This window comes from Streptococcus sp. SS-4456 (assembly GCF_036680365.1).
In the GTDB taxonomy this organism is placed as follows: domain Bacteria; phylum Bacillota; class Bacilli; order Lactobacillales; family Streptococcaceae; genus Streptococcus.
The window spans coordinates 1-15,278 of record NZ_JAVIHI010000046.1 but is presented as its reverse complement, the minus strand read 5'-3'; the positions used below and the strand labels follow the sequence as shown (position 1 = coordinate 15,278).

General features: G+C 39.3%; 9 protein-coding genes. 1 reads left to right on the top strand and 8 read right to left on the bottom strand.

The window, feature by feature from the left end; all coding sequences use genetic code 11:
- The 5 genes from RFK25_RS10005 to RFK25_RS09985 form a co-directional block, all read right to left on the bottom strand.
- A partial coding sequence (locus RFK25_RS10005) for an RHS repeat-associated core domain-containing protein (RefSeq protein ID WP_332413279.1) occupies positions 1–512 on the bottom strand: 512 nt, incomplete at its 3' end.
- A complete protein-coding gene (locus RFK25_RS10000) occupies positions 509–925 on the bottom strand; it encodes an immunity 70 family protein (protein WP_018378345.1) in 417 nt (138 codons plus the stop codon). The genes RFK25_RS10000 and RFK25_RS10005, both read right to left, overlap by 4 nt.
- Positions 926–937: 12 nt before the next feature.
- Complete coding sequence (locus RFK25_RS09995; RefSeq protein WP_332413275.1) at positions 938–10,633, bottom strand: DNRLRE domain-containing protein; 9,696 nt, start codon at positions 10,631–10,633, stop codon at positions 938–940.
- Positions 10,634–10,643: 10 nt separating this feature from the next.
- On the bottom strand, positions 10,644–11,246 hold the full coding sequence (locus RFK25_RS09990; protein WP_318816367.1) for a hypothetical protein: 603 nt from the start codon (positions 11,244–11,246) through the stop codon (positions 10,644–10,646).
- Positions 11,246–11,941 carry a class B sortase gene (locus RFK25_RS09985; protein WP_332413273.1) on the bottom strand — a complete coding sequence of 232 codons (696 nt, stop codon included), beginning with the start codon at positions 11,939–11,941 and terminating at the stop codon, positions 11,246–11,248. Before RFK25_RS09985 ends, RFK25_RS09990 begins: the two co-directional genes overlap by 1 nt.
- Before the next feature lie 198 nt (positions 11,942–12,139).
- On the opposite strand from RFK25_RS09985, the gene RFK25_RS09980 reads away from it, so the two are divergent.
- Complete coding sequence (locus RFK25_RS09980) at positions 12,140–13,339, top strand: AAA family ATPase (protein WP_332413271.1); 1,200 nt, start codon at positions 12,140–12,142, stop codon at positions 13,337–13,339.
- A 164-nt stretch (positions 13,340–13,503) separates the two neighbouring features.
- Here the strand turns inward: RFK25_RS09980 and RFK25_RS09975 are convergent, their stop codons facing one another.
- The 3 genes from RFK25_RS09975 to RFK25_RS09965 form a co-directional block, all read right to left on the bottom strand.
- Positions 13,504–13,782, bottom strand: coding sequence for a DUF5966 family protein (locus RFK25_RS09975; protein WP_332413269.1), 279 nt, complete (start codon positions 13,780–13,782; stop codon positions 13,504–13,506).
- Between the two features lie 145 nt (positions 13,783–13,927).
- Positions 13,928–14,653, bottom strand: coding sequence for a class I SAM-dependent methyltransferase (locus RFK25_RS09970; protein ID WP_332413267.1), 726 nt, complete (start codon positions 14,651–14,653; stop codon positions 13,928–13,930).
- A partial coding sequence (locus tag RFK25_RS09965; protein ID WP_332413266.1) for a hypothetical protein occupies positions 14,650–15,278 on the bottom strand: 629 nt, incomplete at its 5' end. The genes RFK25_RS09970 and RFK25_RS09965, both read right to left, overlap by 4 nt.

The following is a 15,278-nucleotide window of genomic DNA, read 5'->3' as shown; positions in this document are numbered from 1 at the left end:
TTCTTAGCGTTATTGATTTGAGTACCCGCCCAGTTAACAACTCCTTTAGCTGTGTTAACAACTGTATTAACAATATTTCGACCGATATTGTGTGCCTTCTTAGCAACATTAACGACAGCCCTTGCAGTATTTTTCGCAAAATTAACAACTGCATTTTTGGCCTTCGTCAATAACTTACCTGCTCCCTTAAGCAATTTCTTAAAGAAGTGCCCACTTGGGTCGGTGTAGTTAACTGGGTTGTTGGACACGTAAGCATAGCCATTCTGTGTCAATGGTGTGGTTAGCTCACCTGGATAACTATCTTCTGTTAAGAAGGTTCCTGCTTGACTGTCATAGTAACGCGCTCTTAGATAATCAAGACCTGGGACATCTCTCGCCTCCCCGTTATAGGCATAAGGGTTGCCTGTCGTATCAGTCGTTTCTTTCATTGAGCCGTAGAGATGATAAGTGCTTGAAGCAACAACTTCTCCATCTTGAGTCAAGCCTGTCACCGAACCTGACTGGTTGGTCAAATACTTTTTACAATCACATTTTGATTTTTCTCAATCGCAAATCTAAAACTAGTCAACATTACTTCAAATAAATCACTACCTGAACTAGTTACAAAATATTGCGATAAATTTGTGATATGGGATGCGATATTATTCCCCCATGGAGGAGTGGCTGACAAATCTTCAAAATCCCATATAATTTCTTGCGGTAAAAATTTTTTAAACTCTTCTTGAATAGATAACAACTCTGCTATTCCTATCTCAACATATTCCAAAGGAATCTTTCCCCAATAAAGTTGATTCATTATAACCGGGTACTTACTACCCCACTTATTATTCTCTAACCGAACATATATAGTCGAAAAGAATGAATTTAAAAGACTTCCTTCTCCTACTGTCCACCAATTATAACCAACCATTAATCCTACAGACATATATCATCCTTTCTAATCTCTCTTAAATATTACTTGTACATCAACTGAAGTTTTGTTATTGATATTATTAAAAACATAATTTAACGTATCATCAGAAATATTCTGACCTCGAATATCAACAAAGATAGTCTGTCTACTTCCTGATGGTAAATGCTGCACCCTTTGTTCTACTTGTTTTGTGACATTGTTAACCAAATTATACTTCCCATTTTTGTTTTCTAGGTTATAATTTTTCACCTCTACACTATGGTTATTATTATAATATTCTGGTCTTACGCTTCCTTTTGTTCCATAAGGTACCTCTTGGCCATTTAAATAAGATTTTTGATTGCTATAATCAGAAAATTGCTTACCAACATCAATTTCTGATTGTCTCCAAGAAGGTCTAGTTAATGAACTATTTTTCGGCGCTTCTAGTCTTGGTGTATCGGCTCTTGGTCCATCTAACAATTTCTGTGAATATTTTGTTGGTGGAGTGACATCTTTCAATGGGCGATGATGTTGGTACCCTGCATCCAGAACCTCGACATCTCCAGATTTCGGCTTATTCTTAGGTACATCTGCTTTGGCAGATTTCTTACTTGAAACACTGCCTGAGCCATTGGTAATGAGATTGAGACCATAGTCTGTCACGACATTTTTAAGAGAAATTGGATTCCCTGTCGCAACGGAGATACCCGTATCTATGGCGGTCTCAACACCAGCTTCAACACCTGCACTAACAACATGACGAACTGTCTGGTTTGTAATGTTTTGCGTCACATTGGCTGCTACATTGGCTCCTGCTCCAATAAATTGACCACCAACAAAACCTGTAATAGCCCCTAGTCCTGCTCCTTTAAGTGCAGAACCAGCTAGAGCCCAACCGCGTTGTCCAGAGCTATAAGCATCATATCCTGATATGATGCCACCAGAGGCAGCTCCTCCAATAGCCATCGCTACTGGAGCACCTAGACCACCGGTAGCTACGGTAAGGGCAATACCAACACCAATAGCACCAGCTGTGACAGCTACCTTCTTCCAGTCGATTTTCTTAACGTAGTTGGCAACTTGTTTCTTAACACGTTCAGCTGTTTTACACACATGCGTGTACATTTCCTTAAGGGCTTTACCCCAGTTACGGAACATGCTCTTAGCTTCTCGTGTCTTAGGTGTCGTCTTGATTCCTGTTGACTGGCTATACTCGTCTCGAATATGTTGCTGACGGCGTTGCTCAGCTTGGGCTCTAGCTTGAGCCTGTTGTTGCTGAACATAGGTATGGCTGCTACTTGGAGAGTGGTATCCTCCACCATAACTGCCTGATGAGGCCTGATAGCTTGGTGCAGACTGATAGTTATTCCACTGCTGAACTGCCCAGTTCTTAGCGTTATTGATTTGAGTACCCGCCCAGTTAACAACTCCTTTAGCTGTGTTAACAACTGTATTAACAATATTTCGACCGATATTGTATGCCTTCTTAGCAACATTAACGACAGCCCTTGCAGTATTTTTCGCAAAATTAACAACTGCATTTTTGGCCTTCGTCAATAACTTACCTGCTCCCTTAAGCAATTTCTTAAAGAAGTGCCCACTTGGGTCGGTGTAGTTGACTGGGTTGTTGGACACGTAAGCATAGCCATTCTGTGTCAATGGTGTGGTTAGCTCACCTGGATAACTATCTTCTGTTAAGAAGGTTCCTGCTTGACTGTCATAGTAACGCGCTCTTAGATAATCAAGACCTGTGACATCTCTCGCCTCCCCGTTATAAGCATAAGGGTTGCCTGTCGTATCAGTCGTTTCTTTCGTTGAGCCGTAGAGATGATAAGTGCTTGAAGCAACAACTTCTCCATCTTGAGTCAAGCCTGTCACCGAACCTGACTGGTTGGTAAGGTAGTTGTAGTTCGTATCTTCTTGATTATCAAGATAGCTAGCTCTGCCATTGCCATAGGTATAGGTTTCACGAGCTTTCAGATCATGGTCATAGGTTTGAAGAACTTCGGTGTATTCCCGATTGATGTCATTGACATAATTACGCTCTTCATAGTAATGATAAGTGTCTTCTCGTGTAGTGTATGGAATGAGAACATCCTGCACTTGACTGGCATAAGTCACTTCTCCATCGCCTGGGAGATTGCCCAAATCTGGTGGATTAACCACAAGGCCTTCCTTAGTGGCTCTATCCTTAGCCACTTTTTGATGATAGGCTGTTGAGACATCATCGAAGATCTCATGCCAGATGGTTCCTACAGTCTGTGGAAGTGCTGAAAGAGCCTGTAGCACATTTTGGCTGAAACCATACCAGAAGAGAGAGTTTTCTTCTCCATTTGGTGCGGTATATGGCGATTTTCTACCAGATTTACCTTTATCTTTTGGTTTTCGACTAAATAGTTGGTAGGTATTCTTGCCCTCTTTTCGGCTGGCCGTGAAGACACGATTATCATCGCCGTCATAAAGGGCTGCCATCAGAAGACCTTTCTTGTCCTTGACCGCAAGGAGACGGTTCTCCGTGTCGTAGATATAATCTAGCTTCTCATCATTTTTCTTAGACGCAGTACGGTTGCCGTTTTTGTCGTAAGTATAAGTGGTAATGCCGTCCTTATTCTCCAATTTGGTTAGGCGATTGTTGTCATCATAGCTGAAGGTCGTTTTTTCTTCCTTACCATCTATACTTTCCGTGCTGGTAAGTTTATTCCCCGCTAAATCATAAGTGTAAGAGAGTTTAGACAGTTCTTTTCCTGCTTTGTCAGATACCGTCATCGTCTCCACTTGACCTAGTGTATCGTAGGAATAAGCGTGAACTACGGTTTTACCATCTTGGTTAATGCTCTCCTTAGTGATATAGTTGCCATCATCATACTCATAGGTATAACTAGAAATCAACTTATCCTTCTTATCGACATGGCGAAGCTCCGTCACACGATGAGCCTTGTCGTAGGTCAAGAAGCTCCTCGTACCATCTGCACGCTTGACTTCTGTCATATCGCCTGCTTCATTGTAGCTGTAGGTGGTTTTCTTTCCTTTGACATCTGTCACAGAAGTTAAACGATCCAGCTCATCATAGGTGTAGGAAACAGTACGACCATCTGGGTAGGTCATCTTAGAGATATTGCCATAATCATCATAGTCATACTGGATGAGACTACCATCCCCTTGACGGACACCTGTGATTTCGCCTTCCTCATTTGTTTCATAGTGGGTCGTACCTGTTAGGTCACTCATGGACACACGGCGCCCGTCCGCATCATAGGTATAGAGGACTTGACCATCTTCCTTCTTAGAGTAGTCTACTTTGAGGAGTTGATCGAGCTTGTTGTAGTCGTAAGTGATGGTCTGCCCATCTGCCTTGGTAACCTCTTCAAGTTGGTTATCGATATTATAGGTATAAGTTTCCTTATCCCCCATAGCAGTCATCCGTTCGACGACATTGGACAACTGGTCATATTTGTAGGTTGTGACCTTCCCATTGCCATTTGTAACTGAGGTGACATTCCCCACACTGTCATAGGTATAGCTTGACGTTGAGGCTTTATCTCCTGTGCCTTGTGTAGCTGTCAGTAACTGGTCTTCAAGGTCATATGTGTAACTTGTCACTCGCTGACTGCCTGAAAATACACTGGTCACATTACCATTGGCATCATAAGCCAAGGAAGCTGTTGCACCTGCATCATCCATTACCTTCGTCACACGGTTATCGTGGTCATAGGTATACATGGTCAATTGGCCTGCAGTGTCGCTCTCGCTGGTTAAGCGGTTAAGGGCATCGTAGGTCCGCTTGGTGACTTGGCCTAGAGGATTGGTTTCTTCTAGGATATTGCCGTTCGGATCATAAGTATAGGTTGTCTCACGTTTTCCATTGACGACTTGTTTAGTGGCCTGACCAACTGGATCATAGGTTGAGGTGATTTCACGACCTGTTGGCGATTTAACCGTCTTGAGTTGGTCAAGGGTCGTGTAATCAAAGCTAGTGGTTGCGCCTGACGGACGAGTAAACTTGGCAAGGTTTCCTGCCTCATCATAACTATAAGTAGTTTCAAGGTCAAGGGCATTCTTAGCTGTCAAGAGGCGCCCCACCTTATCATAGGTGTAGCTATTACTTCTATCGGACTGATCAGTTTCCTTGGTCAGGTTACCAGCAACATCGTAGGTATAGCTCTTAGCCAAACCTTGTGGGCCAGTTTGTTTGGACAAACGACCAAGACCATCATAAGCGTAGGTATACTCTGCTTGGTTTGGAAGTGTCCGCTTGGTCACACGACCATAAAGGTCGTTGACATAACTTGTGCTATGTCCGTTGGCATCCGTCTCCTTAGCCAAACTACCTGTCGCATCATAGGTATATGTCGTCTCGCCACCTGTAGGGCGTTTCATGCTTGCTAGACGGCTCAAACTGTCGTAGGTAAAGGTAGTTGTATTGCCTTCGCCTGTAGTTTCTGTTAGGCGGTTGCCCAGTGCGTCATAGGTGAAGGTTTGTTTGGCACCTGTTGGAGCAAGGGTCTCTACCACACGTCCCAGAGGGTCATATTTGAAAGCTGTAGCCTGACCCTTTGGATCCGTGTAGAGAACCAGTTGCTGATTGGCATCATAGCCATATTGGCTTTCATGACCATTGGCATCTGTCACCTTAGAAAGATTGCCGAGTACGTCGTACTCATAGGTCATCGTATTGCCTTCGGGGTCTTTTTCTGTTACAACTCTGTCCAGCGCATCATAGCTGTAAGATGTCTCACGCTTGAGGTGATCGACAGTCTTTGTCAAGTTGCCATTGGCATCATAATGGTAGGTCTTCGTCTTACCTTCTTGGTCTGTTGATGTCGCAACATTGCCCATGACATCATAAGTAAAGGTCTCGCTAGTCCCATCCGCATACTCTACCTTAGTGAGCTGATTGTCACTATCATAACTGTACTTGGTTACTTCCCCAAGACTATTTGTCAAAGTCAGTCTATTCCCAACCTTATCATAGGTGTAAACCTCGTTGAGATTCTGATTGTCTTTCTTTGTCAGAAGGCGGTCTGCCGCATCATAGGTATACTCTGTGATAAGACCACTCGAATGAGTTTGTTTGACGAGACGGTCTAAGGCATCGTACTCTTGAGTGACGCTTGACCCATCAGGGAGAATAACTTCTTTCAGTTGAGCAGTTGGCGTGTAGCTCATCTTAGTGGTATGACCATTGGCATCCACTACTGCAATTGGGTGACCTAAAGCATCATAGGCATAGCTTGTCTTTCCACCAAGAGCATCAACCTCCTCTAACAACTGCTCCATCTGGTTATAAGCAAAAGTTGTTTGATTGCCTAATCCATCTGTGACACTTGCGACTTGGTTTTGTCCTGTAAAGGTGCTAGAAGCTGTGTAGCCTGCGGCATCAGTGACACTATTTTGGTTGCCGTTACCATCATAAGTGTAGCTTGTTCGATGACCAAGGGCATTGACAGTTGCTATAAGACGGCCTGCGGGGCTATACTCGTAAGTTGTCTCCTGACCCAAGGCATCCTTCATGGACAGGATATTGCCCATAGCATCTAGTTTGTAAGTAACTTTCGTGCCGTCTGGATACGTGATGCTAGTCACATTTCCTGCTACATCATAGTTATAGCTAGTCGTCTTATCTTCCTTGGTCTCTGTTAGTTTATTCCCTACAGAATCGTAGGTATAAGAAACCGTCTGCCCTGCTTCATCAGTGTAAGACAGGACACGCCCCATGACATCATAGGTAGTCTGTGTTTTCGTACCGATTGGATAGATCACGTCCGTTAAGTGACCAGAAACATCGTAGGTATTCTCTGTTACTTGACCAAGAGCATCCGTGATCGTCTTGACAGCTTGATTCCGGTCATCATAGGTGAAGCTACTGCTATTTCCGGCTTCATTTGTTCGTGTAACGACACGGCCGATGCCATCATGTTGGTAGGTAATGGTTTGTCCAAGTGCATCTGTTTCGCTCAGTAGACGGCCACGGCTGTCATAGCTGTAAGTCGTTGTATGACCTTCCGCATCGGTCAGGGATAGTTGATTCCCCACACCGTCATAAGTATAGGTATAGGTTCCACCTTCACCATTTGATGCACTAATCTTGCGTCCGAAACCGTCATAAGCAAAAGTGGTGGTATTGCCATTGCCTTCGGTTACACCAATTACTTGGCCCGCCTGGTCAAAGGTATGAGTCGTTCCAACACCATCTGCATCCTTTTCACTGAGCTTGCGACCTTCTGCATCGTAGGTAATGGTGGTGGTTCCTCCACGAGGATTGGTGATGCCAGTTACTTGATTATGGGCATTGTAAGTAAGAGTTGATACTCCACCCAATGGGTTGGTAATCTTAACAAGATTAGCTCCTTCATAAGCAAAACTAGTCGTGTTACCTGCCGCATCAGTTGTGGATACAATACGTCCTTGTCCATCCACCTCGTAAGAGATGCTCGAACCATCTGGTAAGGTCGTTTGAAGAAGATTCCCTTTGTCATCATAACGATGCTTGGTTACTTCACTACCAAAATCTGTTACAGATAAGAGATGATTCTGTTCATCATAAGTAGATGACTTCACTGCACCATCAAAACGGGTCTCACTTAAGATATTTCCGTTCGAATCATAAGTGTAGCTAGTCGTTTGACCAAGTTCATTAGTCTCACTCGCTAAACGGTTATTCGCATCATAGGTCTTAGAAATGCTGGTACCATCTGGATAAACAATTCCCGTTGTACGATATTGGTCATCATAATTATAGGTTGTTTGATTGCCATTAGCATCCGTCGTGACGGTCTGACCATCACTGTAAGCAAGAGTGGACACTGCACCTGTGCCATCGGTTTGTTTGACAACACGATTTTGGTCATCGTACTCATTTTGGATAACCTTTGTTCCATTCCCATCATACCAAGCTGTCATGAGTCCCTTATCATCATACTCATAACGGGTTGGAACACCTGTTGCATCTGTATAAGTAATGAGGTGCCCGTTATCGTCATACTCATAAGAAAGAGTGGAACCATTTGGAACCTGAATAGAGCCGATGTAGCCGTCTTCGTTATAAGTAAGCCCAAAAACTAAACCTGTAGGGGATGTAATCTTGGTTAGTTGGAAGTTCTCATTATAATCAAAAGTAGTTTGATTGCCTTTTTCGTCTGTCTGACTAGTCAGAAGACCGTGGAAATTAAAGACTTTTTCTTGTTGTTCCGTATCGGTAATACGATACTCTTTGACATCGTATGTTTCCTTCTCTTCACCGCCGAAATCACCTTCTTTGGTTTCAACAGTCTTAACCTCAAGACTCAAGTCATAACCCACAGGAGCCACATACTTATCGCCATCTTTGGTGAATTTAAGGATAGAACCATCCGTACGAGTATAGTAAATGTTTTGGTCCTCATCACTAGACAGCTGTTCATTAAAGGCAAAGGACCAACCACGGCCAAAGAGACTGTTGATACCAGCAGCTTTAGAATTATAGAAGCGAGTAATTTCGAATTCATCATTCACATCACGAATCGTTACATCGGTCCGATCTAGATAAAAATTACCCGTGTTAATATTAATGGGTTCAAAACCAAACTCACAGTGAAGGCCACGTCCCATCAAAAGCATGTCGACATCTTTTTTGACATCATCTGTTAGGGCAGGTGGATTATAAGGTTTATTTACATTCTTTTTGGGATTACGGATAAAGAGGGTATTATTTTTAACAACCAACATATCCTGAATGCGGTTATCAAAAGCAATTTGCTTCAATGGTACACCATAATAACTGGCTATTTTAGGTAGCGTATCATATTGAGTAACCTTATAAATTAGGAAGGTGTCACTCGATTTCTTACCACTGGTTTGCCCATCCTTTTTACTTTCGGCATAAATGGTATACACCTTATTTAACTCAGGTTCAGTAAATGGCACCTGGGTTTGCCAGTTGGAAAGCTTGTCCTTATATTTGGTTGTTCCTTTTTCAAAAGCTGAATCAAATGGACTACTATCTGGATACTTGTAGGAGAAACTTGCGGAATTTTGTCCCTGATAATTTTTTGAAGCGTCACTCAAGTTATAATCCACCTGTGCACCAGGTGTGGTTAAACCATCCGCAAAAACTCCTTGGAACTGAAGTTGCCCCTTTTTATCAGTTTTGACCATCGTCCGAAGATTTATGGTGGTATTCCCGATTGGATAGTTGACATCTACAGGATCTGGCACAGACCAATTGATGGTTAGAGACGGTGCCTTATCTGGTGTAAAGCCGATTTGACCTGCATTATCTGCCGTAGCTTCTGTCGTATAGAATGCTCCACCATCTGCATCCTCATCGGTAGCCGCAATAACCAAACCGTAATTCGGTTCTAAACCTTGAACCCAAGAAATAACTGTTTCACGGATATCAAAGTTGTGCATACCGATTTTTTTAGCACTGATGGCATTGGCTCCTGCAATTTCCATCTCTAAACCAACAGAATTATTCCAAGTTAAATGATTAATATCAAAGTCTTGTTTTAGTCTATAGGCACCAAATTGAGTCCCCATAGAGCCTGGAGCAGTATACTGATAGAGGTTAAAGGTCGCACTGTCAATCCGTGCTTCAGAAGGGATGTTTTTCTTGAAATCATAGTTGATTTTGAAATACATCCGAGAGCGTCCGATATCTTTAGCTTCTGGCACTCCTATCATCAAGTTGGTCATGTAGCCAACGTAACCATAAGCATAGCCTTGGTATTGACCATGCACGGTTGAAGTAACGACATCTAATATTTTCTCACGAGGGACAGTGATGGTCGGGTCAATTCGAACAGGATATTGACGTTCTTTAGAAGATAACCATTCTTCACTAGCCGTCAAGATAACTTCATACCCTTTTTCAGTTTGTTTTAAATCCAATGTCAGTGCTGTGCTGGATTCTCCAGCATTGTCCACCATCATAGGAGCTGTTAAAACAAAGAGAATTGTTGATTTCCCTTTTTCTCTGACAAGGATTTGATTATCTTCTAAAGACACATCATAAGCCGATGCATCTAGCCCATAGGTAAAGCTATTTTTTCCACCCCATTCAGCCAAGACGATTTCTTCCTTAACCCCGTTAGACTGAACAGTGTATTGGACGTCAGTTTTGCCCTCAACGTTGTTATACAGAATGGCATTTTTTTCAACCGTCGCTTGATCGTAGGTCTTATCAAGTGGGTAGAGGGAAATTTTCTCATCCTTATGGATAATATCAATCGGAGTTCCTTCTTTAACTTCACTAGGAAGCACTACCCCCACTGGAGATTCTTTAGGGAGATAATAGTGTTGCCCATTGGCATGATAAGAATAAAGTGATAAGTCAACTGGAACTTCTACTCCATCTTGATCAATGTAGGTCTTCACATCACTGCCGATGTAAGTTACAAAGTTAGTATCATCAACACGAAAAAGCTGTTCCTGCCCACTGACAGCAACTGGCTCTCCATATTGTGCTTTTAAAGCTGCTTCTTCAAGGTTAGCCCCGTCCGTCACTTTAGGTTGTTGAATGGCATCTCCGTCCTCTTTTTTGGTCGAAGACCCCGTCTGTTCAGAAGCAGGTTTTTCTGTATTGGCATTTTCAGAACCAACTGTCTGAGTAGTGGCTTCTGTCACAGCTTCTTGATAGGCTTGCTCAGCTTGTGTTTGGTCAATAACTCGTGTTATCTCCTCCGCATAAATCAAAGGACTATTGACGATAAGCATCGTTATTAACAACAGCCAATTCATGACTTTATGAAGTCTTTTCATAAATAATCTCCTAATTATGATAAATGAAATAATAAAGTGTCACAATAATGATAAGGATATCCACGATAGATAGTAGAACTGAAGCTAACTCTGGTAACCAAAGAGAGAAAGCTATACTTAAAATGGTTAAAATACAACTCCCTACTATCGGTAGTATCAAGTGTTGTTTACGACTCCTCATAGGTAACTTTTTAAAGATGCTGACCAAAGCAAAACAAAGGGTAACTTTAAGAATATTATGTGAAAAAGATGTTATAGCCCACATACCTGTCTTAATTTCCGTATAAGACAAGTTCGTATAGTCATATAAGAGTTGGCCTACAATCCCTATCATAAGTCCCAATAAAACTGTCGCTAAAAAATAAGTTCCCAAAGATTTCAGGAGACGGCTATCTGAGTGATATTGTTTGTAGTAAGTAAGACCTATCGGTATTATCAAGACCAACCCTAGACCTAAACATACAAAACTAAAGACAAATAAAACCACAGATATTGACATGTCCTCGGTCCAAGGGGACACAACTCCTGTCAGAAAAAGTCTTTGTCCCACTCCCAGAGACAACAAACCAGCAGCTAGTCTCCAAAACTTTGATATGTTAAAAATAGTCTGCATTAAACTTTCCTTTCTCGTATCGAAAATAAACGTGCAGTGACAATATATCTTTGAGTATCAGTTACTGCATCGCAAGTTGATAAAATTAAGAATTTATCCTCTGCAAGGTCTACAGGAAGCTGGCGATAAGATCCGCCATAGGTCATCACTCTGTCTTTCAAAGTCATGATGTAATGGCTAAGTCCTTCTTTGCTTCCTAATGCATAAGTATGAAATAAATGGTCATCTGTATATCGATGCGCTGCCATGATCTCATATTCATACTGCTTATCAGCCGTCTCAATACTTATCAAAGAATGATCTTTAAAAAATTTTTCGTCGGCAAAATAATCTAAAGAACCAAACATGGAATCATCAGTAATAGCGTGACCATAAATAATCGTAACTGGGTCTTCCAGAGTCTTTGAATTAACTAACTCAGTGAAAATCGCTCCATAATAAGTCTCATTATCATCCAAATCATGCGATAAATAATAGCTATCATCGCTAGGGTGCTGAGCAACCGGATAGTTAATCTCGGTCCCATCTACTGTCAGCCAGGCAAAAACATCCTTATTTTGATGAAATAATTCTTGTTTTTTATCCTCTTGAGCCGACTGTCCAACATCTTCCTCAAGACGAGAAAGCGACTGAAAACCATAGATTAGAAAGAGAAGGATTATTATTCCTATAATAAACTTGAAAATTTGCTTCATCTTTTCTCCTTGATATAGTAATTATATCAAATACATTCTGCCACTGTAAATATCTTTTGAAATATTAACCACGACGTACGCATGAACAAAATGCATGTAACCATTTTTTAGCTACATGCATTTTTTTAAACATTTTCACAATATTTACATACGTACATCGGTTCATCCTCTTTTTCGTCTACAATATAACAAAATTTCATGGTTAAAAATATACAGCTCTTGTTAGTAGAAAAAGATATTTATGATGAAAGAATCAATAAAATCTTATTAAGTCGTTTCCGTACAAATAGTTACAATTCTTTATCACATCGGTTCATAAATCAAATAGTTGCTTTTCTTATAAATTTAATGCTTACCTTGAAGGAAGGATACTATTTTTGGAACGAAGAACTTGAGGATCTACTTTTAAAACAAATTCATAAATATCTAGCTTTGAACTTTCAAAGTATTCAAATAGATATTTTATATCTTAAAACTGATGAAACTTCTAAAATTTTACAAGATTATTTTAGACATAAATTTCCTCAAGTAAACATAGATAACAACTACCAAATTACTGATTTTATTAATTTTTCAATAAAAGCAATGCAATTATTATGGAAAACTTCTGACCACTTAGAAGTAGATAATAACTCATTCATTATAGATTTTTCATCAGAAACAAAAGAGATTAACGATTTTCTAATGGGATATAGAAAGCTTCTGCATTGTAATAAAATAAACTCTAAAGGTATCGTTGTATTTCCTGAAGATAATTTATTTTTTAAGTTACATGAACTATCGTCTACAGGAGAAGAAAATTTAATTCAATTTTTAGGACAATTAATTGAATTGATTTCAAATGCTGAAAGTGGGAACCATATAATTTTAATAGATGAAATAGATGAATCGTTCCATCCCTCTTGGTCAAATAAAATGGTTCAACTCTTAAGTTTATGCTGTACTTACTTTTTAGATACTGCAAGTCCTTCTTATCAAAATGCAACTTTTCAGTTTATTATTACAACCCATTCCCCATTTATTTTATCTGATATAAAAAATCATAATGTGATTTCACTAAAAGAATATAACGGAAAAGTGATTTCAAAGCAAGTTGATACCTTTGCTAAAAACATACAACGAATAATATATGAGGAAATGGAGACAAGTGATATCTATGGAAGTTTTGCTCAAAGTAAGTTAAATAAAATCATAAATATCCTTAATCAACCAACTATTTCCCCTACATTAATAGAACAAACTAAAATTGAAATACAAACTATTAATGAACCAATAATACGTAACAAACTCAATCAGATGCTATCTGAAAAAGTTTCACCTAGCGAGAAAATCAAGCTATTAATCTCTGATTTAACATCTGAAGAACTTGAATTACTAAAAAACAATTTATCAGAATAACACGTCAATATTGAATAAACATCTGAAAGAGGCTGGGCAAAAAGTCTTAAAAATAGTAAATGGCTTAGAGTAACGTCGTTAGAAAACGTTGATTCTAAGCCACTTTATTTTGTCCAATTTTCAACAGCAAGGCGGAAATTTGAGTTTTTCACAACCTCTATTAGTTATGCTATCCGACTTCTAATCACTTTGACCACAAGTCCGAATATAAGTAGCACATTGAACCCAATATAGAAAGTGGTAAAGCTAAAAATACCATTGGTGGATAAATCTTCCACATAGAGGTATCGTTCTGTAAAAAAGAGGTAAATCCTATAGACTTCTGTGAAAGCTAAAAATCCGATTAATCTAATGACAAATAAGCTTCCAAGCATCTTCGCAATCTGGTAAAGGGCAAGCAAAATCAGCCCTGTTGCTGCGAAAATCAAAAGACTTTGAATCAAGGCTTTTCATTATCCCTTTCGTTCCAAGGTTTCTAGGCTTTTACGAGCAGAGCAACACACTCAATGTGTGCTGAGAGCTTTCTTCTATAATAATGGACGAAAGGGAGAAATGTGATATTAGAATGATACTGCGGAACGGAAAATTTTATCCTCTTTCTTTTTTACAATTCACTATCAAAAATCTCGGATAACTATCTTTATCATTATTCGGAAGTTCAGAAATACTCTCAATTTTAAAATTGTATTTACTCAATAAATTTATATATGTCTCTAAAGGCCTATGTATATGGGTAGTTCTATAGTTAGTGACCTCATTTGCTATTCTAAACTCTGCCTCAATAATTAACTCTTTAGAGTACTTATACCAACTTTCTTCCTCATACTTCCAATATTTTGGCCAAAAAGAGGGGTGAGTTATCGAAAAAATAAAATTACCATTGTTATTTAGTAGATTACTAATAGAGCTAATACAGGTTTCAAGATTCATAGTATCCATTAAAACCATATTTGCAACACCAATATCATAGCGATCGATTTGAAAATCCTCTATTGCAAAATTATAAAACCTTAGATTATTTTTCGAATATTTTTCTTTTGCTAATTCAATATTTTTTACACTTATATCTATACCAACGGTATCTTTTACAGATAACGAAAGATAATTTGTTAAATACCCTGATCCACACCCTAAATCAATCAATTTTTTTTCAGATAAATTATCAATCTTATTCAACTCCTTTAAAAAGTTCGGAAGTAATATTTTATGAAAACTGGTATCTTTTTTGCTCTCAATCTGATTTTTTCTTATTATTGCAATGTTATCCCACTCTTTTGCAATATCCTGATTATTTTTGGGGTTAGTTATTTTCATTTTACACTCACATTCTCCAGCAATTTCAATAAATCTTCAGCTAAGGAATATTCTATAGTTCCACTTTTTTCAAATTCTTTAATTCTATGCGTATCTCCATCTGGATAACCAATTGCAACTTTAGGATTACTTGTACCATAATGAATAAATGTGAATCGTGTTTTTGGTGTAAAACCTAATTTTTTATATTCCAAGACCCTAGCTCCTGAATTTTTAAGGTTATTTATAGATTCTCTTGTTTCTTCCAACACTATAGTTAGCTCTTTTTTCTCAGCCTTATCCAACAAAATATTATATATTTCATCACCTGTTGCTATCCAGGACATATCTCGAGTTACAATAACTGTTTGGCCAGGCTTATTAATCCACTTCCTCATGTACTCCTTGACTTCATCCGAACTTGTAAACACATTATTTATTTTTTCAATCCATAGCTTCCAAAGTTTAAAGATTGTAAAGCCAATCATCAAAATCAGAAGAATACTGAAAAAATTCGTCCACTTAGAATTATTTTCTGATTTTAAATTGATTAAGAACCCGTGTTGTAAAATGAAGTGCAACAAAAAAGACATGTTCGTCTGATATACTAGAATTCCCCAACTCAGTATAGAAAGCAGATGAACAT